26 protein-coding genes are annotated in these 26,529 nt (G+C 65.4%); 10 read left to right on the forward strand and 16 right to left on the reverse strand.

Features of this window, described 5'->3' with window-relative positions; genetic code table 11:
• The 4 genes from VK519_RS05540 to VK519_RS05555 all read right to left on the reverse strand — a co-directional run.
• Window positions 1-1,763 (reverse strand): AsmA family protein (locus tag VK519_RS05540; RefSeq protein ID WP_324348132.1); only part of this gene is annotated, 1,763 nt, incomplete at its 3' end.
• Window positions 1,764-1,860: 97 nt separating this feature from the next.
• The gene (locus VK519_RS05545) at window positions 1,861-2,655 is read right to left on the reverse strand and encodes a siderophore-interacting protein (protein WP_324348133.1); all 795 of its coding nucleotides are present in this window, start codon (window positions 2,653-2,655) and stop codon (window positions 1,861-1,863) included.
• The gene (locus VK519_RS05550; RefSeq protein WP_324348134.1) at window positions 2,652-3,290 is read right to left on the reverse strand and encodes a PadR family transcriptional regulator; all 639 of its coding nucleotides are present in this window, start codon (window positions 3,288-3,290) and stop codon (window positions 2,652-2,654) included. Before VK519_RS05550 ends, VK519_RS05545 begins: the two co-directional genes overlap by 4 nt.
• Window positions 3,291-3,417: 127 nt before the next feature.
• Entirely contained in the window at window positions 3,418-4,365 is a 948-nt protein-coding gene (locus tag VK519_RS05555) for a thioredoxin family protein (protein WP_324348135.1), read from the reverse strand.
• A gap of 108 nt (window positions 4,366-4,473) precedes the next feature.
• Between VK519_RS05555 and VK519_RS05560 the strand changes: the two genes are divergently transcribed.
• Complete coding sequence (locus VK519_RS05560) at window positions 4,474-6,336, forward strand: ABC transporter ATP-binding protein (RefSeq protein ID WP_324348136.1); 1,863 nt, start codon at window positions 4,474-4,476, stop codon at window positions 6,334-6,336.
• On the opposite strand, the gene VK519_RS05565 is transcribed toward VK519_RS05560, so the two are convergent.
• The 4 genes from VK519_RS05565 to VK519_RS05580 all read right to left on the reverse strand — a co-directional run bounded on the left by VK519_RS05565 (window position 6,333) and on the right by VK519_RS05580 (window position 10,385).
• Window positions 6,333-7,241 (reverse strand): peptidylprolyl isomerase, encoded by a 909-nt coding sequence (locus VK519_RS05565; RefSeq protein WP_324348137.1) that lies wholly within the window; start codon window positions 7,239-7,241, stop codon window positions 6,333-6,335. The genes VK519_RS05560 and VK519_RS05565 overlap by 4 nt on opposite strands.
• 48 nt (window positions 7,242-7,289) lie before the next feature.
• Window positions 7,290-8,489 carry a DUF1501 domain-containing protein gene (locus tag VK519_RS05570; protein WP_324348138.1) on the reverse strand — a complete coding sequence of 400 codons (1,200 nt, stop codon included), beginning with the start codon at window positions 8,487-8,489 and terminating at the stop codon, window positions 7,290-7,292.
• Between the two features lie 2 nt (window positions 8,490-8,491).
• Window positions 8,492-10,012, reverse strand: a complete 1,521-nt coding sequence (locus VK519_RS05575; RefSeq protein ID WP_324348139.1) for a DUF1800 domain-containing protein — start codon at window positions 10,010-10,012, stop codon at window positions 8,492-8,494.
• A 79-nt stretch (window positions 10,013-10,091) separates the two neighbouring features.
• Window positions 10,092-10,385 (reverse strand): hypothetical protein, encoded by a 294-nt coding sequence (locus VK519_RS05580; protein ID WP_324348140.1) that lies wholly within the window; start codon window positions 10,383-10,385, stop codon window positions 10,092-10,094.
• Between the two features lie 110 nt (window positions 10,386-10,495).
• On the opposite strand from VK519_RS05580, the gene VK519_RS05585 reads away from it, so the two are divergent.
• A complete protein-coding gene (locus tag VK519_RS05585) occupies window positions 10,496-11,098 on the forward strand; it encodes a class I SAM-dependent DNA methyltransferase (protein WP_324348141.1) in 603 nt (200 codons plus the stop codon).
• A 10-nt stretch (window positions 11,099-11,108) separates the two neighbouring features.
• Here the strand turns inward: VK519_RS05585 and VK519_RS05590 are convergent, their stop codons facing one another.
• The gene (locus tag VK519_RS05590; protein WP_324348142.1) at window positions 11,109-11,879 is read right to left on the reverse strand and encodes a CPBP family intramembrane glutamic endopeptidase; all 771 of its coding nucleotides are present in this window, start codon (window positions 11,877-11,879) and stop codon (window positions 11,109-11,111) included.
• A 144-nt stretch (window positions 11,880-12,023) separates the two neighbouring features.
• Between VK519_RS05590 and VK519_RS05595 the strand changes: the two genes are divergently transcribed.
• Window positions 12,024-13,571 carry a TerC family protein gene (locus VK519_RS05595; protein ID WP_324348143.1) on the forward strand — a complete coding sequence of 516 codons (1,548 nt, stop codon included), beginning with the start codon at window positions 12,024-12,026 and terminating at the stop codon, window positions 13,569-13,571.
• Window positions 13,572-13,928: 357 nt separating this feature from the next.
• Window positions 13,929-14,822 (forward strand): KPN_02809 family neutral zinc metallopeptidase, encoded by an 894-nt coding sequence (gene ypfJ / locus VK519_RS05600; protein WP_324348144.1) that lies wholly within the window; start codon window positions 13,929-13,931, stop codon window positions 14,820-14,822.
• 14 nt (window positions 14,823-14,836) lie between these two features.
• Here ypfJ and VK519_RS05605 read toward each other — a convergent pair whose 3' ends face one another.
• Entirely contained in the window at window positions 14,837-16,696 is a 1,860-nt protein-coding gene (locus VK519_RS05605) for a DEAD/DEAH box helicase (RefSeq protein WP_324348145.1), read from the reverse strand.
• Between the two features lie 164 nt (window positions 16,697-16,860).
• Between VK519_RS05605 and fghA the strand changes: the two genes are divergently transcribed.
• Together fghA and VK519_RS05615 are read left to right on the forward strand one after the other, a co-directional pair.
• Window positions 16,861-17,706, forward strand: coding sequence for an S-formylglutathione hydrolase (fghA, locus tag VK519_RS05610; protein ID WP_324348146.1), 846 nt, complete (start codon window positions 16,861-16,863; stop codon window positions 17,704-17,706).
• The gene (locus tag VK519_RS05615; protein WP_324348147.1) at window positions 17,703-18,251 is read left to right on the forward strand and encodes a GNAT family N-acetyltransferase; all 549 of its coding nucleotides are present in this window, start codon (window positions 17,703-17,705) and stop codon (window positions 18,249-18,251) included. Before fghA ends, VK519_RS05615 begins: the two co-directional genes overlap by 4 nt.
• Window positions 18,252-18,303: 52 nt before the next feature.
• Here the strand turns inward: VK519_RS05615 and VK519_RS05620 are convergent, their stop codons facing one another.
• From VK519_RS05620 to VK519_RS05630, 3 genes are all read right to left on the reverse strand, one after another.
• Window positions 18,304-19,665, reverse strand: a complete 1,362-nt coding sequence (locus tag VK519_RS05620) for a DEAD/DEAH box helicase (RefSeq protein ID WP_324348148.1) — start codon at window positions 19,663-19,665, stop codon at window positions 18,304-18,306.
• Between the two features lie 223 nt (window positions 19,666-19,888).
• Complete coding sequence (locus VK519_RS05625; protein ID WP_324348149.1) at window positions 19,889-20,668, reverse strand: class I SAM-dependent methyltransferase; 780 nt, start codon at window positions 20,666-20,668, stop codon at window positions 19,889-19,891.
• Window positions 20,628-20,975 carry an EF-hand domain-containing protein gene (locus tag VK519_RS05630; protein WP_324348150.1) on the reverse strand — a complete coding sequence of 116 codons (348 nt, stop codon included), beginning with the start codon at window positions 20,973-20,975 and terminating at the stop codon, window positions 20,628-20,630. Before VK519_RS05630 ends, VK519_RS05625 begins: the two co-directional genes overlap by 41 nt.
• 155 nt (window positions 20,976-21,130) lie before the next feature.
• Between VK519_RS05630 and VK519_RS05635 the strand changes: the two genes are divergently transcribed.
• Both VK519_RS05635 and VK519_RS05640 read left to right on the forward strand, forming a co-directional pair.
• The gene (locus tag VK519_RS05635; RefSeq protein ID WP_324348151.1) at window positions 21,131-22,375 is read left to right on the forward strand and encodes an MFS transporter; all 1,245 of its coding nucleotides are present in this window, start codon (window positions 21,131-21,133) and stop codon (window positions 22,373-22,375) included.
• A 54-nt stretch (window positions 22,376-22,429) separates the two neighbouring features.
• Window positions 22,430-22,915: an FKBP-type peptidyl-prolyl cis-trans isomerase gene (locus VK519_RS05640; protein WP_324348152.1), complete on the forward strand. Its 486-nt coding sequence runs from the start codon at window positions 22,430-22,432 to the stop codon at window positions 22,913-22,915.
• 113 nt (window positions 22,916-23,028) lie between these two features.
• On the opposite strand, the gene VK519_RS05645 is transcribed toward VK519_RS05640, so the two are convergent.
• The 3 genes from VK519_RS05645 to VK519_RS05655 form a co-directional block, all read right to left on the reverse strand.
• Window positions 23,029-23,457, reverse strand: coding sequence for an organic hydroperoxide resistance protein (locus VK519_RS05645; RefSeq protein WP_324348153.1), 429 nt, complete (start codon window positions 23,455-23,457; stop codon window positions 23,029-23,031).
• A 25-nt stretch (window positions 23,458-23,482) separates the two neighbouring features.
• Complete coding sequence (locus VK519_RS05650; RefSeq protein ID WP_324348154.1) at window positions 23,483-23,914, reverse strand: MarR family winged helix-turn-helix transcriptional regulator; 432 nt, start codon at window positions 23,912-23,914, stop codon at window positions 23,483-23,485.
• Between the two features lie 91 nt (window positions 23,915-24,005).
• Window positions 24,006-24,554, reverse strand: a complete 549-nt coding sequence (locus VK519_RS05655) for a C40 family peptidase (RefSeq protein ID WP_324348155.1) — start codon at window positions 24,552-24,554, stop codon at window positions 24,006-24,008.
• 128 nt (window positions 24,555-24,682) lie between these two features.
• Between VK519_RS05655 and gorA the strand changes: the two genes are divergently transcribed.
• Both gorA and VK519_RS05665 read left to right on the forward strand, forming a co-directional pair.
• Window positions 24,683-26,044 (forward strand): glutathione-disulfide reductase, encoded by a 1,362-nt coding sequence (gene gorA, locus VK519_RS05660; protein ID WP_324348156.1) that lies wholly within the window; start codon window positions 24,683-24,685, stop codon window positions 26,042-26,044.
• Window positions 26,045-26,054: 10 nt separating this feature from the next.
• Window positions 26,055-26,529 (forward strand): N-formylglutamate amidohydrolase (locus VK519_RS05665; protein WP_324348157.1); only part of this gene is annotated, 475 nt, incomplete at its 3' end.

Consider the following 26,529-nt stretch of genomic DNA (forward strand, 5'->3'; position numbering starts at 1 on the left):
TTGGTGGCGGTCATGTCGGTGGCTGCGCAGTTGATCTTCACCGTCTTGTCGCCGAAGAGCTTGGCGCCGAGGTAGTTGCCGACGTTGAGGCCCGCGATCTCCAGCAGCGATTTGGAGATGGCGCCATCGTTGATCAGCATCTTGATCTCGCCGTTGGACGAGCCCAGCAGGGCGGCCACGGAATTTCCCGTGGCAGAGAGTGCGACATCGCCGTTGAGTTCGCCCAGGCTCGTCTGCATGGGTGCGAAGCCAGGAAAGAGTTCCTTGAGCTTCATATGCCGGGCGGACATCTTGATGGTGCCCTTCATCGGCACGGCCTGGCCGTTCAGGCCGATCGTGCTGTCCACCGTGCCGCCGGCCATGCCGAACTTCAGCGGTTGCAGGCTAAGCACACCGTTGTCCATCACCATGTGGGTCTGCAGCGAGGTAATGGGCAGCTTGGCGTCCTGGATGATCTTTTCGCCCGAGAAAGTGACATCGGCATCCATCGCCTTCCAGCGATCGGTGCGGAACGGTTCCACCGGCAGCGCCTTGTCGGCAGGCTGCTGGGTGGCGTCGCCGCGCTGGGCTTTTTCCTTGTTGGAATCCGCGCCGATCAAGGGCGCCAGATCCGAGAACAGCAACAGATGCGAGGTGACATTGCCCGAGAGCTTCGGACGTGGGCCTCCGCCGTTGAAAGTGAGTGATCCGTTGAGGTCGCTACCCCCCACGCGTCCGGTGAAGTCTTGATAGCGGAATACGCTGTTGCCTTTCGAAAGGTTGGCGATCAGGTGGCCTTCGGTGGCGAAGGGCGGTGTGTCGGGCAGGGTGATGCCGGTGATGGCGTAGAGATTGGACATGCTGTTGCCGGAGAACCACAGGCGTACGTCCAGCGCACCCATATTCACCGGGTCGGTAAGGGTGCCGACGATGGCGATGTGCGTGTCGCCGATGCGCGTATCGGCCTGCACCGGGAAGGGTTTGGTGGCATCGCGCAGGGCTAGCACGCTACCTGTCTTGCCGCTGCCCTGGATCGACGCGCCGCGGAAACTGCCCGACATCTTCCAGCCGAAGGCATAGGTCTGGCGCTGCTTGGTTTCATCGGCGCGATCGTTCTTGCCCGCCTTGTTCTTGCGCAGGTCCTTCGAGGTACCCACCGTGGCACCGGCTTGGCCGCGGGAGGCCTGTTCCTGCTGGGCCATGATGTCCGAGAACGGTATGGCTTTCTCCAGTTGCGCCACGTCGATCTTCATCGATAGCGCATTGGCGGCATCCACCAACTCGATGTGGCCCTTGTCGAAGCCGATCTCGTTGAGCTCCATGGCCCATTCGGAGGGCCCGGTGGTCTCGGGCATCTTGAAGGTCCAGTTGTCGCGGCCGTCCTTCACGCGCTCAAGGTCGATGGTGGGCGCGGTCAGCTGCACGTGGGGGATCACGATACGGTGGTGAAGCAGGCCCAGCGACCTCAGGCGGAACTGGACGGCATCGAGCTTGGCGAATGTCGGTGTCTTGGCCCAGTCGGGATTGGCGACGGTGATATCCCGCGCGGTGAATTCGGGCCACGGCACGATCGAGCCGATGCCGGTTTCCGATGGTTCGCGCGCCCAGTGCACGCTCAGGTCACCGTTGATGGCGAAGGGCCGGCCAATGGCCTCGGAGACCTTCTCGTTGACGTACGGTTTGGCCCGGTTCCAGTCGAAGGTGGCGATCACGATCACCAGGATCACGATAAGCAACAGCACGATGCCAAGCACCCATGCCAGTATTTTCCTGCCGCGTTTCATCGTGCATCTCCCCCGCGTTGCCCGTCCAATGACCTTAGGCATAACGGAGCGGACGGCAAATTTATGTCGTTTGCCGCCCGTGAACCTTAATGATGGTTCAGTCGTCCGCCGGATCCAGCTGCCAGTAACCGGTGGCCTTCACCCACTCGGCGTTCACACCATCGCGAGCTACCAGGGACTGCCGGATCAACCGGGCACGCCGTGATTCGGTGGCGATCCACCAGAATACGTCGCCTTCGGGCAGGGGCAGCGCCGCCAGCGCATCGAGCAGCAGGGTGCCACCGCCGGGCGGGGTGCCATCACGATGCATCCACGTCACCTGAACGTTGGCGCGCGAGTGGAAGGCCTGGCGGTCGCGTTCGTCGGCGACCTCCACCAGCACCGTGACATGGGCGCGGGCGGGAAGTTCCTCGAGCCAGCGGCCGATCGCGGGCAGGGCGGTTTCATCGCCCACCATCACGTAGTGGTCGAAGTCATCGGCCACCAGCATCGACCCGCGTGGGCCACCCAGGCCGATCAACTGGCCGGGTGCCGCCGTGGCAGCCCAGGTCGCTGCCGGACCATCGCCGTGCAGTACGAAGTCGATGGCGAGCGTACGCGCCGCGGCATCGAAATGGCGCGGTGTGTAGTCGCGCAGCGGCGGTCGCGCCGCGCCTTCGGGGAACTGCAGGCCATCGGCGCCCATGGTCGGACGCGGCAAGGGTTCGCCGTTGACGGGGAAGAACAGCTTGACGTGGTCGTCCGCCGCGGCACTTGAGAAACCGGCCAGTTCCTCGCCGCCGAAGATAACGCGGCGCATCGACGGCGTGATGTCCTGTACTTCAAGTACCTGGACATGGCGGAACACCAGCGGATGCCGGACGCGCCGGCTTTCGTGGGTGGCTACCGTCATGCTTTGTCTCCACTGGCGATGGCTGCGGCGGCCTTGCGCAAAATGGCGGTGATGCGCGCGGCTTCGTCGACACTCCAGGCACCGGCGCGGGCGAACAGGGCGTGCTTGATTTCGTGCATGGCCTGGCGCACGTCGTTCGGCGCATTCATCTTGTGCATGCGGTGCGCGTTGTCCTGCATGCGCTGCATCAGCATGTCGACCTCGGCGCGGTTGCCATCGAGCCAGACCACGCCTTCAGGCGTGATGGCGTAGCGCTTCTTGCCACCGTCGGCGGCCTCGACCACGGCGTAACCCAGTTCCTCGAGCATGGTCAGGGTGGGGTAGACGGTGCCGGGGCTTGGCGAATAGCCGCCGCCGACCATCTCCTCGATGGTGCGGATCAGTTCGTAGCCGTGGCGCGGCTGCTGCTCGATCAGGGCCAGTAGCACCAGGCGCAGGTCGCCCTGGCCGAACATGCGGCCACGACCGCCCATCGGGCCGCCGCGCATGTCTTCGTCGTCGCCAAAGAAGCCACCGCCGCCCCGACGGCCACCGCCGCCGAACATGCCGTGACGGCCGATGAAGTGATGGTTGTGCATGGCGTGCGCCTCGTGGAGGCGGTCGCGGACGTCGTTCCAACGGTCGTGCCAACGCATGGATGTATCTCCGATATATCGTAGGTGTGGCTGTACGATATATCTTAGATAGTCCAAAGACAAGGGGGGAGGGGCGCAGGGGGAGGGGTCAGAGTTATTACTCTGACCCCGTAATCGGTACGCCCGGCTAGCCGAACGTGAAGGTAAAGGCGTGGAACGACCCTTTGGGCACCTTGATTGTCACCACGTGGTCTTTGTAGTCGCTGCCGTCCACCAGCGTGTAAAGCATGCTGCCCTGGACGGTGACTGGCGGCTGCGGCTTGCCGTCGACGATGATTTCAAGCGTGGTCGGCGTGATCGCGCTTGCCACCATGTGGAGCTTGGCGGCCTTGTAGTGCAGGCGGATCTCGCCGTGATCGCCCACCAGGGTGGCATTCTCGCGGCCGATCTCCCAGGCACCGACGAGCGCGAACTTGTTCAGTTCAAGCCGGGTGGGCGCGGTGAAGTCGCGCGTGCCCAGGCGGCCGCTCTCGGGGCTGGCCAGGAATTCCTGACGATCGCTGCCGAAGTACATCTCGGGGCTACCCACCATGCCCAGCGTGCTGGGCGCCTCATCGCCTTGCAGCGGGGGCAGGCCCAACAGGGTGCGGATTTCGTTTTCCGTTTCCAGGTAGTGGCCTTCGCCGAAACGCTTGGAAATGATGTTGCCTTTCTTGTCGATCAGGTATTCCGCCGGCCAGTACTGGTTGGAGAACGCATCCCAGGTTTTCAGGTCGTTATCCAGCGCCACCGGGTAGGTGATGTTGTAGCGCTTGATCGCGTCGCGCACATTGCCTTCCTGGCGCTCGAAGTCGAATTCCGGCGCGTGCACGCCCACGATCACCAGGCCCTTGTCCTTGTACTTTTCATACCACTGCGTCACGTGGGGGAAGGTGCGGATGCAGTTGATGCAGGAATATGCCCAGAAATCCACCAGCACCACCTTGCCGCGCAGCCCCTGCATGGTGAGCGGCTTGGAGTTCAGCCAGCCGGCGATACCAGCGAATTCCGGCGCCTGCTGCGCGGCCGCCGGCAATACGGTAGAGAACCCGACCAACGCGGCAAGAAGGGGAATGAGGAAACGGCGGGCGAGCATGGGTGATGTCCTTGGGGGTGTACGTAGTCGCAGGAAATGACCGTGGTAACGCCGCTTACCTTACACGGCGTACCCTTGCCGCTTCGCATGATGCCCGGAACCTGATCGATGGCCCGTCAATCCCGCACGCAAGGCCGCCACCCCGAGCCCACGCCGCCCTTGGGGTTCCGCGAGCGCCTGGGCGCGATGTCCAACGTGCCGCAGTTCCTGGCGGCGATCTGGCGTACCAGCCGCACGCTCACCGTGCTCGACCTCGGCCTGCGCCTGGTGCGCGCATTGCTGCCGGTGGCCACGCTGTTCGTCGGCAAGCTGATCATCGACGAAGTCACCCGGCTGATCCGCGGCGGGGCGCTGTCGGGCGGGGTACTCGACTACGAGCACCTGTGGTGGTTGCTGGGCACCGAGTTCGCACTGGCGGTGGCGTCGGATCTGCTCGGGCGCCTGGTGTCGCTGGTGGATTCGCTGTTGTCCGAACTCTATGCCAACCGAACCAGCATCGAGTTGATGGAGCACGCGGCAAGCCTGGACCTTGAAGACTTCGAAGATGCGGACCTGCAGGATCGCCTGGACCGCGCGCGTCGCCAGGTAGCTGGTCGCAGCGGCATGCTTTCGCAATTGTTCGGCCAGGCCCAGGACATCGTGACCATGGCGAGTTTCGCCATCGGCCTTGCGGTGTACACGCCGTGGTTGATCCTGCTGTTGCTGGTGGCGCTGGTACCGGCGTTCCTGGGCGAGATCCACTTCAACGCGCGAAGCTACGCGGTGAACTACGAATGGACGCCCGAACGCCGCGAGCTGGATTACCTGCGCATGGTGGGTGCCAGCGCGGGCACCGCCAAAGAGGTGAAGAGCTTTGGCCTCAATCCCTTCCTGATCGAACGCTTCGCCACATTGTCCCGGGCGATGTACGCAGCCAACCGGCGCATTGCCGTGGGGCGCGCCAGCTGGGGAGGCCTGTTCACCACGGTGGGAACGCTCGGCTACTACGGCGCCTACGCGCTGATCGCCTGGCGCACGGTGCATGGGGAATTTTCCATCGGCGACCTGACCTTCCTGTCCGCCTCGTTTCGTCGGCTGCGCACCTTGCTCGATGGCTTGCTCTCGGGCTTCTCGCAACTGGCGGGGCAGGCGCTGTACCTGGAAGACCTGTTCTCGTTCTTCCGCATCCAGCCTGAGATCCTCTCGCCGAAAGACGCCCGGCCGTTCCCGGTGCCGGTGCGCGAGGGCTTCCGTTTCGTCGATGTCGGCTTCCGTTACCCCGGCGCCGAGCGCTGGGCCGTGCGCCATCTTGATTTCACCCTTCGCGCCGGCGAGGTGCTGGCGCTGGTGGGCGAGAACGGCGCGGGCAAGACCACCATCGTGAAGCTCCTTTCGCGACTGTACGACCCTGACGAGGGACAGATCCTGCTCGACGGCCATCCGCTTGCCGAATACGACCTGGAGGAACTGCGTGCGCACATCGGTGTGATCTTCCAGGACTTCGTGCGGTACTACCTGCAGGCGGGAGAGAACATCGCCGTGGGCCGCATCGATGCGCGCGACGACAAGGCCCGCATCGAGGACGCCGCCGCGCGCAGCATGGCCGACGAGGTGATCGGCAAGCTACCCAAGGGCTACGAGCAGATGCTGGGCAAATTCTTCAAGGGCGGGGTGGATTTGTCCGGCGGTGAATGGCAGAAAATCGCCATCGCCCGCGCCTATATGCGCGCGGCCCCTCTGTTGATTCTGGACGAGCCCACCGCGGCGCTGGACGCGCGCAGCGAATACGGTGTGTTCCAGCGCTTCAAGGATCTCTCCGCGGGGAAAACCGCGGTGATCATCTCGCACCGGTTTTCCACCGTGCGCATGGCCGACCGCATCCTGGTGCTGGGCAATGGCCGTGTGGTGGAAGTGGGCAGCCACGAGGAACTCGTGGCTGCCGGCGGGCAATACGCCGAACTCTTCGAACTGCAGGCGGCCGGTTACCGCTAGGGCTTCTCGCGCACCGGCACGTTGATGTTGCACAGGTCGATCTTGCCGGCGGGCAAGGTATAGAAGTCGTCGTGGCGGTTGCGCTTGGCGTCCACCACGGCGGCGAAGGTTGCAGAGTCGGTACGCAGTACCTGGATCGGTGTGCGCTCGGCGGCCGGCACGTCGGCGGCGATGCGCACGCTCTTGATCGTGGTGCGCAAGGCGGCATCCTTGTAGAAGCCCATGGGCTCCGCGCCGCGCGGGTAGGCCGAAAGGAACTCCATGCCCTTGATCACCTTGCCGGCGACGGCGAGGTTGCGATCAAGGTTGCGCGGGGCCTGGCCGATGATCGCGTACAACGAACTGCCGCTGCCGGTGGTGGGGCCGACATCGCGCGCCACGCCTACCGCGCCATAGCAATGGGCCAGCCACGCCTGGCCGCTGGCCTTGTCGCGGGCAGCGGGGAAGCCGTTGGAGAAACCCACTTCCGGCGCGTACACATCGCCGTCGGGCAGCGCCGTCCAGGACAGCTTCGCATCGATCGGGCGGGTGAACTCCGGGGGCAGGGAAGCCTTGGCCTTGCCCAGCGATTTCATCTTCGCCTTGTCGTCTTCCTCGGGGTCGCCCCATTGGGTGACGAAGTTGTCCTGCACGCGGATCACCGCCAGGCCATCGAAGTAGTGTTCGCGCACGAGGGTACGGATATTGGCCGCGTGCAGGGGCGTAAAGTCGGGGGCGAGTTCGATGATCACCCGGCCCTGGGGAAGGTCCATGTACAGCAGGTTCTCAGGGTCCGGCGTACGCCATTCCTGTGGCGACGACTTGGCCAGGATGTCCTTCACCGGCGGCGTCTTGGTCGCGTCGGCCGCCACCGCGGCGGTGGCCAGGCCCAGCGCAACCGCGCCGGCGAGCAGGAGGGTTTTCATCTTGAGCTTCCCCGAACGTTGGTCAGGGAAAGGAACGTAGCAGGTTCGTCACACCAGCTGTAAGTCCTTCGGTTTCGATCCCGGGAATACCTGTTGCACTTGCCTGGACGACAGGCCCCAGCCACGGACCAGCAGGCCGCCGATCACGTCGCGGTAGTTGTTGAGTACGGGGTAGTCGCGATCCTGCAGCAGGTTGGGCTGGGTGATGGCCACCTGGTCGCCGGCGATGCGGCCGCCGTGCACGCGGCCACCGAGCACCCAGTAGGTGGTGCCGTGGCCGTGGTCGGTGCCCTGGTTGCCGTTCTCGCGGAAGGTACGGCCGAACTCGGACACCACGATCACCACGGTGTTGTTCCATTCCTCGCCCAGGGCGTCGGCATAGGCCGCCAGCCCCGCGCCAAGGTTGCCCAGGTTGTTGGCCAGCTGGCCTTTGGCCGCACCCTGGTTCACATGCGTGTCCCAGCCACCGACGTCGACGAAGCCGAGCCGGTATTGATCGCGCATGAGCGTGGCCATGCGCTGGGTCTCAAGCGCGAAACCCTTGGCACTGACGGCGCCGCGCGAGGAGGCCACCATCTCCCGGGTCAGGTCGGCCGATACCTGCTGCCGAAGCTTCAGGCCGTCGCTCGCGGCCTGCTCGAGCGGCGTGCCGTGGTACATGCCGGCAAGCAACGCCGATTGACGGTCGTCGAATGCCGCCTTGCCGGCGCCGCGCAGAGAGATGTTGGGGATGTCGCCACCGCCCTGGAAGGAAAGCGGCAGCGAGTCGGTGAAGGCGATGGGGCTTGCGGGTTTCATCACCCCCGACAGCCGCGCCAGGAACCCCGAACGCTGCGCCATCGAATGGCCGTCCGGTTCGCCGGCCTCGATGTTGTCCTGTGTTTCGAAATGACTGCGCGAAAGATCGGTGGTGCCTGAGAACGGGATGAAGGCCACCTGCTTGCGATCCCACAGCGGCTTCATCGAGTCCTTTACCGTCGGCGCCAGGCCCCAGTGGCCGTCGAGCGCGATCGCGCTATCGGGATTGGCGGCATCGGGTTTGGCGATCGCCAGTTTTGGCCGCGATTGGTAGTAGAAGTCGCTGCCATGGGGCACCAGCAGGTTGTTTGCGTCATAGCCGCCGCGCAGGAACACCACCAGCAGGCGCGGCGTGTCTTTAGGCGCCGCGAAAAGCCGTCCGGGCGCGAGGCCAAGGGCAGGAACGGCGGCGGCAGCCGCGCTGGCCAGGAGGAATTGTCGACGGTTCATGGCTACCTCTGGTTGAACTCGGGACTGCTCAAGATAAATGTGTTCCATTCCACCGGAGACTTCGCCTGCGCCAGTGCGGTTTTCGTCGATTCGGAAAGCCATGGCATCAAGGTGGCTGCGACCAGCGGCGAATTTTTCAGATCCGGCGGCGGCAGGCGCGGCGGCGGTGTCTTCTCGCCCGGCAGTGGTTCAGGGGCGAAGAGCTGCGGTGCGCCGCTACCGATCGCACGGGCGATTTCGAAGCGGCGGCTCAGCTGGCCGGAGCTGCTCCACGCGCCGCCATCGAGCGACCAGCCGTCGGGCGTGAGACGGCCAAAGGTGGGCTGCGCCATCTGCTGCGCCCAGCGCAGCATTGGCATCGGATTCACCACCGGCTTGCCGTCGAGGGTAAGCCGCATTGCCGAAGCGACGAAACGGTTCGGGTCCTTGAATTTCATCGGCGGCATGGTTGTGAGTTCCGGTGCGGTGAACAGGGTGCGCATGACCTGCGCGATATCTCCATCGGTACGCAGGAACGTGTCAGCCAGCCGGTTCAGCAGGGCTGGCGGCGGGTTGTCGCCGGTGAAGTACACGGCGATCTTGCGCGTGATGAACTTCGCACACGCGGGTGTGCGAGTGAGCTGGGTCACCGCGTGTTCGATCTCGTCGAAGCCGCTTCCCTTGATCGGCCGTCCCATCAACACCTTGTCGCTGAAATCGTGGCGCGACGGGTTGAACTCGAACAGGTTCTCGTATCGGTAGTACGGCAACAGCTTAGGTGGCAGCTTGCGTGCGGTGTCGTCGAGTTTCACGCCGACGCCAGTCAACACCAGTGCCATCTGCTGGACGTCCGCCTGGGTGTAGCCCCCATCCACGCCCAGCGTATGCAGTTCCATCAGTTCGCGGGCGTAGTTCTCGTTGACGTGGCCCTTGGCATTCCTGGAGTTGTCCAGGTAATCGAGCATGGCGGGGCTGGTGAGGCTTGCCATCACCAGGTCGCGGAACTTGCCCAGGGCATGGGGGCGGATCACCCGGTCGGCGTAGTCGCCGACAAACCAGCGCACGCGCGCCTTGTCGCCGAACACGCTGAAATGGTTCAACCAGAACCAGGTGAGTTGCTCGCGAAGCTGGTCGCGGCCATAGATCTCGCGCAGCGCGACGGTGGCCTGGGTTTCCTGCTCCAGCACCTGGCCGCGCTGGCGTAGGTCCTTGCGCGCCTGTACCTGTGCCGGCCCAGCGGGCATCGCGCGGATCACTTGCTGGGCGTCGCGAAATTGCAGGGCCAGTTCCTGCACCGGCATTTTCGTAATCGTCAGGCTGCGCACGAAGGCATCGATGGCAGGCGGCAGCGAGATATCGCTGCCCTGCAATTGTTCCTCCAGGAACGCCTCGCGGCCTTCACGCTGGTAGGTTTCAAGCATCTGGCTATCGGTGCCGAAGCCCAGGCGCGCAAGCCAGGTGATGTCATCACGTCCGAGCGGCGTGGCTTGCGCGCAGGCCGCCGGGAAGAGGGCCAGGGCAACGATCAGGTGGCGTCGGGTCACGCGAGAGTCCTTCTCCTAAGGTCGCAAGGGAAACAAACGCGCCAGACCACGATTGGTCTACAGGCACGTTTTACCCCCGCTAGAACTCGTCGACGATCTCCACCGCCGAACCCGAACGGCGCGCGTAGAGCTCCGCCGCCTCACGCACGGTGTCCGCGTGGCTGCGGTTGGGCGCGTGCACCTCCACGTAGTAGGTGCTGCTGCCACCCCCCATGTCGTCGGAATTCTCGCTGGAACTGGAATCGTCACGCATCACCGGCATCAGGTCGTCTACTTCCTCGACGTGCTCGATGCCATCGATGCCGTGCAGCACATTGATCAGCGAATCGGCGTCCTCGCGATTGCCGGTAAAGCGGATGCGGACCGTGGCCATGGATTGGGGTTCCTTGCAGCGGAAAAGGCTATCGTGGAACGCGCCGTGTGTGCCCCGGGTCAAGGCGCAGCTACCATGCGCGTTTGCAGCGCATTCCCAGGAGGGCCGCGATGGCCGGCAAGCAATACGATCGCCGTTACTTCGACAAGTGGTACCGCGACCCCCGCCACAGCGTGCAGTCGCGCGCGGAGCTTGGGCGGAAGGTGGCCATGGTGGTGGCCCAGGCCGAGTACTACCTTGGCCGGCCCCTGCGCAACGTGCTTGACGTGGGCTGCGGCGAAGGCAATTGGCGGGCGGTGCTCAAGAAGCTGCGACCCGGTGTCGATTACCGTGGCCTGGACGCCAGTCCCTATGTGGTCGAGCGGTTCGGCCGCAGCCGCAACATTGGCCTTGCCACGTTTGGCCAGCTTGAACACCTGCGCTTCGATGATCGTTTCGACCTCATCGTATGTACTGACGTCCTGCACTACCTGAAACCTGCGGAGATCCGAAAGGGTCTTGCCGGTATTGGCGAGATGCTCGAGGGCATCGCGTTCCTGGAGCTCTACACCAGCAAGGATGACGTCGGTGGCGATCACGTGGGATTTTTCTCACGTGCGCCGGCCTGGTACCTGCGGCAGTTCGGCGATGCGGGGCTCTTGCCCTGCGGCTCGCACTGTTACCTGGGACCGCGCCTGGAACGCCATGTCGCCGCGCTGGAGCGTGCCTGGTAGCGGGGGCGTGTCATGGCTGGTGTGTGGCAACGAACCACGCACCGGCGGCAATGAGGTTGTTCGCACCGTGCGCCAGTACCGCCGGCCAGATCGACCCGCTGCGTACGCGCAGCCACCCGCACACCCAGCCCAGCAGGAACAGGTTGGGCAGGGCATAGGCGGCGCCGTGCAGGTCCGGCAGGTGGACCATGGCGAACAGCACCGCGCTCGTGGTGATGGCGAAGGCCGATGACATATGACGGCTCAGCGCCCCCAGGAACACCCCGCGGAACAGGGTTTCTTCCACCAAGGGACCCACGCTCACCACCACCAGCAACAGCACCACCCGGGCACCGAAGGGCGTACCGCGGCCGATTTCGGTGATGGTCTGGCCCAGATCCTGGCCGTGGGCGAGCCAGCTGGTCACGATGCCGCCGACGATGGGCACGACGAAGCCCAATCCCGCAGCCGTGACCAGGAACCGGTCCGACGCGCGGACGAAACCCAGGCCCGGCAGGCGGCCGGCGTCGAGCCAGGAGCTCCAGCGCCAGCGCACCAGGGCCATGACCATCGCGGTGGCCAGCATCAGGGTGAGCACCACCACCGTGGGCAGCCGCAGCGCCGGCGCCAGGCCCGTGGAACCTGAGTCCACCATCAGGTTGTCGAAGGCCACGATGGACCGGCCGACGATGGCGCCGACCGCCACCTGCAGGAGGAAATAGACGGCAATCAGCGCCAAGGCTTCCCACCAGCGCGGCGGCGGCTGGGTAGCGGGGGAGGGAAGGTCGATGGCGTGGCTCACGTACTTTTTGTTCCGCTGTGCGTTTACGGCAAGGTGGCGCCCTTGCACCCCGGGCGCAAGGCCGTCTTCCGGCAGGGGTGTCGCACCAGCCGTGTATTATCGACGGTTCCTGAATGGAGGAACCCCGGCGCCCGCCGCCGCCCCATGTTCGTCTTCGACTGGCTTTCCGACCCCTCGGCCTGGGCAGGCCTCCTGACGTTGATCGTCCTGGAGATCGTGCTGGGTATCGACAACCTCGTGTTCGTCGCCATCCTGGCCGACAAGCTTCCACCGGGACTCCGCGACCGGGCGCGGTTGCTTGGCCTGGGCATGGCCCTTGTGATGCGTCTTGGCCTGCTGGCGGTGATGTCATGGCTGATCGCGCTCACGCAGCCATTGTTCGACATCCATGGCTTTGGCCTGTCGTGGCGGGACATCATCCTGCTCGTCGGTGGTGCGTTCCTTTTGTTCAAGGCCACCGTGGAACTGCATGAGCGCCTGGAGGCCGGCGACGACGGCGATGGCCGCGGTGGGAAGCCGGCGAGCTTCTGGCTGGTGGTGGTGCAGATCGTGGTGCTCGATGCGGTGTTCTCTCTCGACTCGGTGATTACCGCCGTGGGCATGGTCGATCACCTGTCGATCATGATGATCGGCGTGGTGGTGGCGATGGCACTGATGATCACTGCGTCAAAGCCGTTGACGGAATTCGTCAATGCGCGGCCGACGGTGGTGATCCTGTGCCTCAGTTTCCTGTTGATGATCGGCTTCAGCCTGATCGCCGAGGGCTTCGGCTTCCACATCCCCAAGGGATACCTGTACGCGGCGATCGGCTTCTCGATCATGATCGAGACATTCAACCAGACCATGCGCCGCAACCACCGGAAGAACGTCGCCGGTGGCGTGCGCGGCATGCGTGCGCGGGCCGCCAAGGCGGTGCTGCGGATGCTCGGTGGCGATGACGAGGACACTTCCCGCGGCAAACCCACCGAGCCTGAGGCCGGCAACGAGTCGGTATTCGGCAAGGACGAACTGGCGATGGTGCAGGGCGTGCTCGATCTTTCGCAGCGTCCGGTGCGCTCGATCATGACGCCCCGCACGGCCATTGTCTGGATCGACCCCGACGAAGACGTCCAGACGCTGATGGACGAAGCCCGCCAGTCGCAGCATCACTGGCTGCCGCTGGCCCGCGGCGACCTGGACGCCCTGGTGGGCCTGGCCTCGTCCCGCGACCTGATGGCGAGCCTGGCCGAGCACGGACGGGTGGATGTCGATGGCATCGCGCGCAAGCCCATCACCGTGCTTGAATCACTTAGCGTACTGCGCCTGATCGACGAATTCCGCCGCTCGCCGTTGCAAGTGGCAATCGTGGTGGACGAATACGGCAGCGTGTTGGGCCTTGCCACGCCCGCCGACGTCTTGGAAGCGATCGCCGGCGAATTCCCTGACGAAGCCCAGGGCGACCCCGCCGCCGTCAGCGAGACCGACGGCGCGTGGCTGTTCGACGGTAGCCTGGATTTCCGGCGTGTCGGCCACCTCCTGGATACCGAATTCACCGCCGACGACAGCTTTTCCACCCTGGCGGGGTTCGTGCTGCAGCACATGGGTCGCCTGCCCGAGGCGGGCGACGCGTTCGTCGTTACCGCTTGGCGGTTCGAGGTTGTGGCCATGGACGGTGCCCGCGTGCAGCGGGTGCGCGCTTCGCGCGCGGGTTAGGTCCGCTTCGCGGGGGGCCGGCGCTTCGCGCCGGGGTCTTGCCCCCTGCCGGGGGGGGGCGCGTTCATTCTTTTTTGCTTGCCCAAAAAAGAACCGAACCAAGAAAAAAGGGCACCCCGGGTTGCGGGGGCCGTCGCGCCTGGCGGCGCTCGGCGCGGGAGGGGTCGCGGCAAAGCCCGCACCCACTAAGGGGTCAGAGGCATTTAGTTCTGAGTAAAGCTCGTACAGGAACGATCGCTGCATGCTGCGCGCGGTCGCCTCAGGCGACGGGTAAGCGTCGGTGTGTGGTGTCCACACCTCTCCACGACAACGTGGCCTGCTATCTTTCGCGAACAACGGGCCGACGGGGAGAAGTCCATGCTTTGGCAGAAAGGTCGTCGTAGCGACAATGTCGAGGATGTCGGGTCTGGCGGGGGACGCGGATTTGGCGGGGGCGGGTTTGGCGGAGGCCGCGGGCTGGGGTTGGGCGGGATCGTGATCCTGGCCATCCTGGGGCTGGTGTTCTTCAAGGATCCCACCGCACTGCTGCAGGGTGACCAGCAGGGCGTGCCGGTGCCGCAGCAGCAGCGTGCAGCGCCGCAGGCGAACACGGGGACGGCCAGCGCCTCGGCCGAGCAGAAGGATTTCGTGCGGGCGATCCTGGGCGATACCGAGGACACCTGGCACCAGATATTCCAGGAGAAGGGGAAGACGTACGTCGATCCGAAACTGGCGTTATTCCGCGGTAGCGTGAATACCGCCTGCGGCTCGGCGTCGGCGGCCGTGGGCCCGTTCTATTGCCCGGGCGACCAGATCGTTTACCTGGACGTCGATTTCTTCGATGAACTAAGCAATCGATTCCATGCGGCAGGCGATTTCGCCCGCGCCTACGTGATCGCCCACGAAGTGGGCCACCACGTGCAGGAACAGTTGGGCATCTTCGACAAGGTGGCGCAGGCGCGGCAGTCGGGCGCGCGGATGGAAGGTGCCGATGGCCTTTCGGTACGGCAGGAATTGCAGGCTGATTGTTTTGCAGGCGTATGGGCCAACCGGGGCCAGCAGCGAAACAAGTGGCTGGAACCCGGCGATATCGAATCGGCCATGACAGCGGCGACGGCCATCGGTGACGACGCCCTGCAGCAGCAGGCACGCGGCCGCGTGGTGCCGGACTCGTTCACCCACGGCACCTCCGCTCAGCGCGTGAAGTGGTTCAAGACCGGCTTCACCAGCGGCGACCCGAACAGCTGCAATACCTTCGTCGGTGTGCCTTAGCAAGACCGCGACAGTTAGTTCTTACGCGGCGGCTTCTTGCCCAGGTACGGTTTCTTGCCGTGCGGCTTGTCGCCGCTGAATCGACGTGGCGCCGGCGGAGGGGCGGCGCTGCCGGCTTCTTCCTGTCCATTCCACTCGGCGATCTGTAGTTTCTGGCCTGACACCCAGACGTTCTTCAGGTGGGTAAAGACTTCCGGGGGCATGCCCTCGGGAAGGTCGATCAGGCTGTAGTGGCCGCGGATGGAAAGGCGGCCGATGAACTGGCTGTCGATGTTGGCTTCGTTGGCCACCGCGCCGACGATGTTGCCGGGCTTCACGCCATGGTCGTGGCCCACTTCCAGCCGGTACGTGCGCTTGCCGTTCTCGGTGACGTGCTCGCGCATGGCGCGGGCCGGGGCGGGACGGCGTTCGGCGGGATCGAATTCCCGGCGCGGCGGGCGGTCGGCGCGGGGCGCACGGTCGTCGCGTGAGGGGCGGTCATCCCGCGCTGGGCGGTCGTCGCGCTGCGGGCGCTCGGCGAATTCGCGGCGGGCAGGCGGCTCGAGCAACAGGGGTTGGTCGCCCTGGGCGATGCGGGCGAGGGCGGCGGCGATCTCGATCGCCGGCACGTTGTTTTCCTGCTCGTACTGCTCGATGAGCTGCTGGAACTTTTCAAGGCCGCCGGTGGCCAGCGACTCGCCGATGCGGCTCTTGAACTTGGCGATGCGCTGGTCGTTCACCGCTTCCACGGTGGGCAGCTGCATCTGCTCGATCGGCTGGCGGGTAGCGTGTTCGATCGCGCGCAGCAGGTTGCGCTCACGCGGGGTGACGAACAGGATCGCTTCGCCGCTACGCCCGGCGCGACCGGTGCGCCCGATGCGGTGCACGTAGCTTTCGGTGTCGGTGGGGATGTCGTAGTTCAGCACATGGCTGATGCGTTCCACGTCGAGCCCGCGGGCGGCGACGTCGGTGGCGACCAGGATGTCGAGCTTGCCGTCCTTCAGCTGGGCGATCACGCGCTCGCGCTGCGGCTGGGCGATATCGCCGTTGATCGCCGCGGCGGCGAATCCGCGCGCCTGCAGCTTCTCGGCAAGTTCCTCGGTGGCCTGCTTGGTGCGCGTGAAGATGATCATCGCGTCGAACGATTCGGCTTCAAGGATGCGCGTGAGCGCATCGAGCTTGTGCATGCCGCTGACCCACCAGTAACGCTGGCGGATATTGGCCGCGGTGGTGGTCTTGGTCTTGATGGTGACTTCGACCGGGTTTTTCAGGTGCCTTTGCGCGATGCGGCGGATCTGCGAGGGCATGGTGGCCGAGAAAAGCGCGACCTGGCGCGTCTCAGGCGTGGCCTGGAGTACTTTCTCGACGTCGTCGACGAAGCCCATGCGCAGCATTTCGTCGGCTTCGTCCAGCACCAGGAAACGGAGCTCCGAAAGATCGAGCGTGCCCTTGTCCATATGGTCGATCACGCGGCCGGGGGTGCCGACCACGATGTGCGCGCCGCGGCGCAGGCCGTGCAGCTGCGGGCCGTAGCTCTGGCCGCCGTAGATCGGCAGCACCTGGAAGCCGGGAATGTAGGTGGCGTACTTCTGGAAGGCCTCGGCCACCTGGATTGCCAGTTCGCGCGTGGGCGCCAGCACCAGTGCCTGCGGCTTGCCATGGGTAATGGTGATGCGCGAGAGGATCGGCAGGGCGAAGGCTGCCGTCTTGCCGGTACCCGTCTGCGCCTGGCCCAGGACGTCGCGACCCTCCAGCATCGAGGGGATGATCGCGGCCTGGATCGGCGAGGGCGTCTCGTAACCCACTTCGGCGAGCACGCGGGCGACGTTAGGCTCAAGGGCGAGCGCGCTGAACCCGGGTGTGACCGGGGTGGTTTCGGAAGCAGGGGACGACATGGGAACCTCGGGGAACATGGGACGCGCCAGCGGCCTTTGCGGCGGGGCGAAGCGGGCATTCTAGCAGCCACGGGGGCTGCCCTGCAGAATTTCTGCTGCATTGCAGTGGAGTACACTTCCTGGCCGCGATTGCGTCGCATTCATCCACGAGGGAACGCCGGTCGATGACAGCCATCGAAGTGGTTTCGGAACAGCGCAGCTTCGGCGGCACGCAGGGGTTCTACCGGCACGAGTCGCCAGCCTGCGGCGGTGCGATGAAATTTGCCGTTTATCTGCCACCACAGGCCGCGGCCGGTCCCGTCCCGGTGCTCTATTGGCTGGCAGGCCTCACCTGCACCGAGGAAACCTTCACCATCAAGGCCGGCGCCCAGCGCGCGGCGTCGGCACTGGGCTTGGGCCTGGTGATGCCCGACACCAGCCCCCGCGGCACCGGCATCGAAGGCGCCACCGGCGACTGGGAATTCGGCGAAGGGGCGGGCTTCTACCTCGATGCCGCGCAGGCACCGTGGTCGGCGCGCTTCAACATGGCCACCTACGTCGGGCAAGAGTTGCCGGCCCTGGTCGAAGGGCATTTCCCTCTCGACGGGAATCGCCGTGGCATCTTCGGCCATTCGATGGGTGGGCACGGCGCGCTGGTGACGGCGTTGCGCCATGCCGACCGATATCGCTCGCTCTCCGCCTTTGCCCCGATCGTGGCGCCATGCCGGGTTCCATGGGGCGAGAAGGCATTCGGGCGCTACCTGGGCGACGACCGCGAAGCGTGGAAGGCCTGGGACGCCAGCGAGTTGGTGAAGAAGCAGCGGTTTGACGGCGAGATCCTCATCGACCAGGGCCTGGCCGACCAGTTCCTCGCCAACCAGCTGAAGCCGGAGTTGTTCGAGGAAGCTTGCGCGCAGGCAGGCCAGTCGCTGCGCATGCGCCGCCAGGAAGGCTACGACCACAGCTACTACTTCATTGCCAGCTTCATGGAAGACCACCTTCGTCACCACGCGGCCGCGTTGCGCGCATGACCCAACCGGTCCTTCGCACACCGCGCACGGAGTTACGGGTGGCACGCATCGCCGATGCCAAGGCCGTGCTGGCGTACCGGCTGGAGAACCGCGTTCACCTGGCGCCTTGGGAGCCCTTGCGTGAGGAGGGCTATTACACGCTTGAGGGTGCGCGTACCTCGATCGTGCAGTGGTCCAGCGTATCAAGGGCTGGCGTTGCTTGGCCTTTTTGCATCTTCGACCCCGGGACCGGCCGGGTCATGGGCTCGTTCACCTTCGCCAATATCGTGCGCGGGGTGTTCCAGGCCGCACACCTGGGCTACGGCCTGGCTGCCGAGTGGCAAGGGCAGGGGATCATGGCCGAGGCACTGCGCGCGGGCCTGGACTACGCCTTCGGCCCACTGGACCTGCACCGCGTGATGGCCAACTACATGCCGCGCAACGAGCGCAGCGGAAGACTATTGGAGAAGCTCGGTTTCGAGCGCGAAGGCATGGCGCGTGGATACCTGAAGATCCACGGCGTATGGGAAGACCACGTGCTCACCTCGAAAGTGCGCCAGGACTGACAAGAAAAAGGCCGCTTTCGCGGCCTTTCTCATCTCACATCGTTAGCGTGACTCAGGCCTTGTTGCTGGCCGCACCACCGCGACGCTGGCGGCGACGCTTGTTGCCGGCGGCGTGTTCGCCACCACCATTGTTCACGTGGCCGTGCGGACGGTGCGTGGCCGGCGGGCGCTGGCCGGGCTTGCCGTCGCGCGAACCGTTGCGCTGCGGACGCTGGCCCTGCGGCTGGCGCTGGGCCTGCTTGGGGCGCGGCGCGGCGGCGTCGGTGCGCAGCGGGGTGGACGGCTCATAGCCGGCCATGTCGCTGACGTTGAGTTCGTCCTTGAGCAGGCGACGGATGTCGCGCAGCAGGCCGGCTTCGTCGTGGCTGACCAGCGAGATCGCCTGGCCGTCCGAGCCCGCGCGACCGGTGCGGCCGATGCGATGCACGTAGTCCTCGGCCACCATCGGCAGGTCGTAGTTGATCACGACCGGCAGCTGGTCGATGTCGATGCCGCGCGCGGCGATATCGGTAGCCACGAGCACCGTGACCTTGTTCGCCTTGAAGTCCGCCAGCGCCTTGGTGCGCGCGTTCTGGCTCTTGTTGCCGTGGATGGCCGCGGCACGGATGCCGGACACTTCCAGGTGGCGGACGAGTTTGTCGGCGCCATGCTTGGTACGGCTGAACACGAGCGTCTGGCGGCGGCTGTCGATGGACAGGATGTGCAGCAGCAGGTCGCGCTTGCGTTCGGCATCCACCGGATGAACGTGGTGGGTGACCAGGGCAGCCACCGAGTTGGCGGGGGAAACCGACACTTCGCGCGGATCGCGCATGAACTCACGCGCCAGTGCCTTGATCTCCGGCGCGAAAGTGGCCGAGAACAACAGTGTCTGGCGGTTCTGCTTGGGCAGCGCGTTGAGGATGCGCTTCAACGCCGGCAGGAAGCCCATGTCGAGCATGCGGTCGGCTTCGTCGAGCACGAGCACGTCGATCTTCGACAGGTCGACCGAGCGCTGCTGCATGTGGTCGATCAGGCGGCCAGGGGTGGCCACGATGATGTCCACGCCACGGCGCAGCGCCGTGAGCTGGTTGCCCATGCCGACGCCACCGAAGATCACGGTGCTGGACAGGCGCAGGTGGCGACCATACTCGCGCAGGTTGTCATGCACCTGGGCGGCCAGTTCGCGGGTGGGGGTAAGCACGAGGGCGCGGACCGGACGACGGCCGTCGCCCAGGGCTTTCTCGCTCAGGCGCTGCAGCAGCGGCAGGGCGAAGGCCGCTGTCTTGCCAGTGCCGGTCTGGGCAGCGGCCATGAGGTCGGCGCCCTGGAGCACCAGCGGGATGGCCGCGGCCTGGATGGGGGTAGGTTCGGTGTAGCCCTGTTCGGACAACGCACGAAGAAGCGCGGGCGCAAGGCCCAGCGACTCGAAGGACATGGAAAAACTCCTGATGTGCCCGGGCGCTCCCTGATACCGCGCCTCGATGCTGGTGATTTCGCGGCCGCCCGTCGGATGAGGGGCTGGCCGGTGCCGTGCGCGCAACCGGGGTGGGGGATCGGGCGAGGGAATATCCCTCGCCGATGAGTCCGCAAGGGAGTCGGGGGCGTCTACGAGCCGGTCAAGTGTATCAGGCTTGCCGTTTTCATGCGAACCGGGCCGTTCAGGCGCGCCGACCGACCATCAGGTAGCTGTTGAATGGGGTGCGGCCACGCAGGGGCTGCATCGATACGGAGAGGCCCGCTTCGCGCAGTGGGGCCCTGATTTCCTCGGCGCTGGGGTAGTGCTGGGCGCCGCCGGGAATCCAGCCGGAGGCCCTGAGGATGTGTTCCTCCCACACCGTGAAGCGGAACCGCCAGTTGGGTTCGCGGACCACATTGCGCAGGATCAACACCCCGCCCGGGGCCACCAGCGAGGCGGCGGAGGAGAGCAGGTCCGGTTGCCGCTCGCGGGGCAGGTAGTGCAACACGTCGAGCATCGCCACGTCGCCTTGCGTGTCGTAGGCATCGGCGGCGTCACCATGGTGCAGCTGCACGCGCCGGTCGATGCCGCCACGGACGAGCGCTGCATTGCCCACCTCGATCTTGCGCGAATCGTGGTCGGTACCGATGTAGCGGTCGAGCAGGCCACAACCGTGCAGGTAGTGCGCAAGCAGGCCGATGCCGCAGCCCAGGTCGAAGAGGGGTAGCGCACTGTTGCCGCGCACGCGCGCGGCCGCTGCATATACCGGATCGGCTGCCAGCTTGAAGCCGATGTAGAGCCGCTGGTTGATCGTGCCGAAACGGCGGGCGATGCGCTGGCGGGCGCGATGGTTCAGGTGGGACGCTTCGATGGTGGGGATCCTTCGCGGCGACGGCGAACCTTCGGAACGGCGCGGGCCGGCCGCGCCGTTCCGTGCTCGATCAGTGCTTCTGGTCGGCGCCGGGTGGCTTGGCGCCGACATAGGTGTTGTATTCGGCAGGCGACAGGCGACCGTTGTGGTCCTGGTCGGCCTCGCCGAAGTGCGCTCGCAATTGCTTCAGTGCGTCGACGTCCTTGGGGAGGTCGCCACGGCTGAGCGAGCCTTTGTGATTCTTGTCCAGTTCGTCGAACGATGGCGCTGTACCGGATTCCGACGATGTTGTCGGCGCGGCCATGGACCCCTGGCTGGGCGGCGGCGGGGGTGGGCTCTGCTGTGCTGCCGGCAGGGCGAGTGCGGGGGCCGCCAGGAGGGTCAGGGCGCTGGCGGCGAGGACATGACGAAACTGCATGGGTGGCTCCTCCGTGTTGGGTCGGCATGAGTCTATCCACACTACGTCCTCGCCGTGTGAGCCAGATGTTGGCCTGCCGGTAGAAAAACGGGGCAGATCGGCGCGCCGCGCCCGGTTACACTGCCCCGGGTTTCCGACGGGCAACAAGGCTGATCATGTCTTTCCTTTCCCCCCTGCGAGAATTGGATCGGACCCAGCGGCACACGGTCCTGGCGAGTTTCCTCGGCTGGACGCTCGATGCATTCGACTATTTCCTGCTGACCTTCGTCATCGTCGGCATATCCGACGAATTCAAGGTTTCGCCGTCCGAAGTAACTTACGGGTTGTTCCTGACACTGGCGGCGCGTCCGATCGGCGCCTTGCTGTTTGGCCGCCTGGCCGACCGTTACGGCCGCCGCCCGATCCTGATGCTCGACGTGATCCTGTTCTCGGCCTTCGAATTGGCCACCGCGTTTTCATCGTCGCTCACCATGTTGCTGGTACTGCGCTTCCTGTTCGGCGTGGCGATGGGCGGCGAGTGGGGGCTGGGTGCTTCGCTGGCGATGGAGTCGGTGCCGCCCAAGGCGCGCGGCCTGGTATCCGGCCTGCTGCAAAGTGGCTATCCCTGCGGTTTCTTCCTCGGTGCCCTGGCCAACTGGCTGCTGATCGACCATATCGGTTGGCGCGGGTTGTTCGTGGTCGGCGCGGCTCCGGCCCTGCTGGTGCTCTATATCCGCCGTTCGGTTCCCGAATCCGCCGTGTGGGAGGCCAGCCGGGCCGAGCACGGCAAGCGCAGCCTCGTTGAGTCGATGCGCGGCCACTGGAAGCTGGCGATCTACATGACCTTGCTGATGGCCGCCTTCAACATGTTCAGCCATGGCTCGCAGGATCTCTATCACACCTTCGAAGAGAAGAGCCTGCACCTGCCGACGGGCTCCGGTGCAGCCTTCATGCTGGTGGCGATGCTCAACCTCGGAGCGATGGTCGGCGGCCTGTGTTTTGGCGCGTGGTCCGAGCGCATCGGCCGGCGGCGGGCGATGGTGATCGCCGCCTTGCTGGCGATCCCGGTGATCCCGCTATGGGTACATGGCGGCTCGCTGCTGCTGCTGGCGATCGGTGCCTTCCTGATCCAGGTGATGGTGCAGGGCGCCTGGGGCGTGGTGCCCACGCATCTGAACGAGCTGTCGCCGGACAGCGTACGGGGCACATTGCCGGGCTTTGCCTACCAGATCGGCAACCTGCTGGCCGCCTATACCGGCAACGCCCAGCTGCTGATCGCCGGCTGGCATGGCGGCGACCTGGCATTCGCCATGGGACTGTGGATTGCCGTGGTCGCGGTGATCCTGGCCCTCCTGGCCGGATTCGGCCCGGAAGCCAAGGGCGTGGGTTTTGGCGCCGGGCGTGACGCCCCGCCAGCGTGACTGGGCACGTTTCAGCCGCTAACATGACCGGTTTGCACCGAAGAGAACAACCCCATGCAGGCTGCGAAGGACAAGGTCATCTCGTTCCACTACACCCTCACCGTCGACGGTGAGAAGGTGGAAACCTCCCGCGAAGGCGGTGAACCATTGTGGATCCTGCTCGGCCACGGCCAGCTGATCCCGGGCCTTGAAGCCGGCCTTGAAGGCAAGTCGGCCGGTGACAGCTTCGAGGTCACCATCGCCCCCGAGCAGGGTTATGGCGAGCGCCGCGAGGGCCAGACCCAGCGCGTGCCCAAGAAGTACGTCCCGAACGCCGCCAGGATCAAACCTGGCCAGACCATCGTGCTGGCGCTGAAAGAAGGCGGCCAGCGCGTGGTGACGGTGCAGAAGGTGGGCATGACCACGGTCGACGTGGACCTCAACCACCCGATGTCAGGCAAGACGCTGACCTTCGCCATCGACGTCGACCTGGTGCGCGACGCCTCCGAAGAAGAGCTCAAGCACGGTCACGCCCATCCCAAGGGTGACGGCGAGCACTGATGCGGTGGGGTGGGGGTCAGAGTCATGACTCTGACCCCTCACCGGCAGGCCAGCTACCGGCATGAAAAAAGGCGCCCTTGAAGGGCGCCTTTTTTTGTTTGCCGAATGGTCAATCAGACCAGCACGATCTCAACGTCGACATTCCCGCGCGTGGCATGCGAGTACGGGCAGATGTCGCGATGGGCGGTGTCTACCAGGTCCTGCGCCGTGGCTGCGTCCACACCTTCCAGGTGTACTTCCAGCTTCACTGCAATGCCGAAGCCCGTGGGCTCGCGCGGGCCGATCCCCACGTGCGCGGTCACCGAGGCATCTTTCAGCGCGACCTTCTTTTCGCGAGCCACATAGCGCGTGGCGCCTTCGAAGCAGGCGGCATAGCCGGCCGCGAACAGCTGCTCGGGGTTGGTGCCCGCGCCACCGGGGCCGCCCATTTCCTTGGGGATCTTCAGGTCGATGTCGATCACGCCGTCGCTGGACTTGGCGTGGCCTTCGCGGCCGCCGTGGACGGTGGCAGTGGCGGTGTAAACGATCTTGCTGACGCTCATGGGACGTTCCTTTCAGTTTTGGGGGTTAGACGGAGGTGTTGTCGCGAAGCCGGGCGGCGAGGTCGTGCAGATCGCCGAGTAGCTGTACCGCAGTGCCTTCTTCAAGGCCGGTGCGGCAGAAAACCTGTTCGGAAATGTCGTTGGCCTTGCGCTGCAGGGCATGGCCGTCATCGGTAAGGGTGACGATGAGTTCGCGTTCGTCATCGGCATTGCGTTGGCGCCTCACCAGGTTCGCCTGCTCCAGGCGCTTCAGGAGCGGGGTGAGGGTGCCGCTGTCCAGCTGCAGCCGTTCGCCCAGCTCGCTGACCGTCACGCCGTCGGCTTCCCAAAGCACCACCATGGCGACGAATTGCGGATAGGTGAGTCCCAGTTCCGACAACGGGCCACGGTAGGCGGCCGTCATGGCACGGGAAGCGGCGTAGAGGGCGAAGCAGAGGTGGTTGTCGAGGCTTCTCATGGATGAAACGATAGCGCACAATTAAATTGTGCACAATATGATTGACGGAAATGGTTCAGCTATCAGTTAGACAAGGCGAAAGCCGCGCGGACTAAAGGACGCGCCGTCCGTACACGAAGTGGTCTTTCCAGTACGGCCCGTCCAGGTTGTCCAGGCGCACGGTACCGCCGCTGTTGGGCGCATGGACGAAGCGGCCCTTGCCGACATAGATGCCCACGTGGCTTACCGAGCCACGGCTACCGAAGAAGACCAGGTCGCCACTGGCAAGGTCCGGGGCATCCACGCGCTCGCGGCCGAAGCCGGCCATTTCCTGCGAGGTGCGCGGCAACATCACGCCGGTGGACGTCTTGTAGATGTAGCCCACCAGTCCACTGCAATCGAAGCCCCCCGCCGGCGTATTGCCGCCCCAGCGGTAGGGTGTGCCGACCAGGCCGATGGCGCGGAAGAGTACGTCGTTGGCAGCGTCCGGCGGCAGTGCGGCGGCACGCTCATTCGACCACCCCAGGTTCATGGGGCGCGAGGGCGAACGGCTGGGGGAAGATGAACATGCGGCCAGGAGGATCAGGGAAAGTACGGCCAACGCCCGGGCAAGCGTGGAGCGGTGGTTTCGCGTGGCAGTGGTGCAGGCGCGATTGCCCATCGTATGCAGCGTGAGTGGCGTTGGCGCGAGCTTATCAAAACAATGGCTTGCGTCAACCTCTTAAGTGAGTCGATGAGAAGTGTTCGATAGCTGGCCGGGTCGGTGTCGAATCAGGGAAACTAGCGCCCATGGAAATCGAACCGTTCGACATGATCGTGCTCGGTGCCGGATCAGGCGGCCTCGCCGCCGCCATCCGCGCCGGCCGCCACGGGGCCCGCGTGGCGCTGCTTGATGACGGCGTCATCGGCGGTACCTGCGTGAATGTGGGCTGTGTACCGAAGAAAGCCATGTGGTACGCCGCGCAGATGGCCGATGGCCTCGGCCTGGCGCGGGACTACGGGTTCAAGGATGTGGGCGACAGTCCCCTGGACTGGCCGGCCTTCATCGGCCGTCGCCAGGCCTACATCGACCGCATCCACGCCGGCTACCGCAAGACTCTGGCTGACACGCACGTGCACATGATCGCGGCCCGCGGCGAACTGATCGCCCCCGACCGCGTCACCACCGGCACACGCACATTGACAGCCCCACACATCGTCATCGCCACCGGTGCACGGCCGCGTCGGCTGGACACGCCGGGCTTCGGGCTGGGCATGGTGTCCGATGGCTTCTTCGACCTGCGCGAATGTCCCCGCCGCACCGCCATCGTCGGCGGTGGCTATATCGCCGTGGAGCTTGCCGGCCTGCTGCGGGCGCTTGGCGGCGGTGTCACGCTTTACGTGCGCCATCGCCTGATGGGTGGCTTCGACGAACCCATGGCCTACGCGCTGGGCGAGCACATGGTCGCCCATGGCATCGACATCAACTATCGCTGCCAGATCCAGGACGTGCGACGTGATGGCGCGCAGCTGTGGCTTACCTGCGACAAGGGCGACCAGCCCGGTCCCTACGACGCCTTGATCTGGGCCGTGGGCCGCGAGCCGAATTCATCGGGTATCGGCCTTGAAGACCTGGGCGTGGACCGGGACGCCGAAGGCCACATCGTGGTCGATCGCTACCAGGACACCTGCGTGCCGGGCATCCACGCCATCGGCGACGTCACCCAGGCCAAGGCCCTGACGCCGGTAGCCGTGCAAGCTGGCCGATGCCTGGCCGATCGCCTGTTCCGCGGCAACGCCGATGCCCACGTCGATCCGGACTACATTCCCAGCGTGGTGTTCTCCCACCCGCCGCTGGCTACCGTGGGCCTGACCGAAGCCGAGGCGCGGCAAACGCATGGCGATGCCGTTACCGTTTACCACGGCAGTTTCCTGCCCATGCAGTTCGCCCTGGCCGGTCGCAGCGAACGCTCGTTGATCCGCATGGTCTGCGCCGGTCCCGATGAACGCGTGGTGGGCCTGCACATGCTGGGAGTGGAAGCCGATGAGATCATGCAGGGCTTCGCCGTGGCGTTGCGCCTTGGCGCGCGCAAGAAGGATTTCGACGCCACGGTGGCCATCCACCCGACATCGAGCGAGGAGCTGGTGCTCCTGAATGCTCGCACCGCTTAGAAGGTAAGCCATGGAAACGTTCCACCTGCACCGCGGCACCGCGCCGCTCCTGGTGAGCCTGCCGCACAACGGCAGTTTCATTCCCGCCGATATCGCCGGGCGCATGCACCCGCTGGCGCAGGTTTCACCGGACTCGGATTGGCACGTAGACCTCCTCTACGATTTTGCCGTCGGCCTGGGCGCCAGCGTGATCAAGCCGCTGGCTTCGCGTTATGTGGTGGACCTGAACCGCCCCGCCGACGGACACGCGCTGTATCCCGGGCGTACCGAAACCGGCCTGGTGCCCACGATGATGTTCGACGGCGCCCCGATTTACCGCGATGGCGAAGCCCCGGGGCCCGATGAAACCGCCGCCCGCGTCGAGCAGTACTGGCGCCCGTACCACGTAGCGCTCGCCGCCGAGATCGCGCGCATGCGCGATGCGCACCCACGTATCGTGCTATGGGAAGGCCACTCCATCCGCGCGGAGGTACCGATGCTGTTCG

The organism is Pinirhizobacter sp. (genome assembly GCF_035317885.1).
Classification (GTDB): Bacteria; Pseudomonadota; Gammaproteobacteria; order Xanthomonadales; family Rhodanobacteraceae; genus Pinirhizobacter.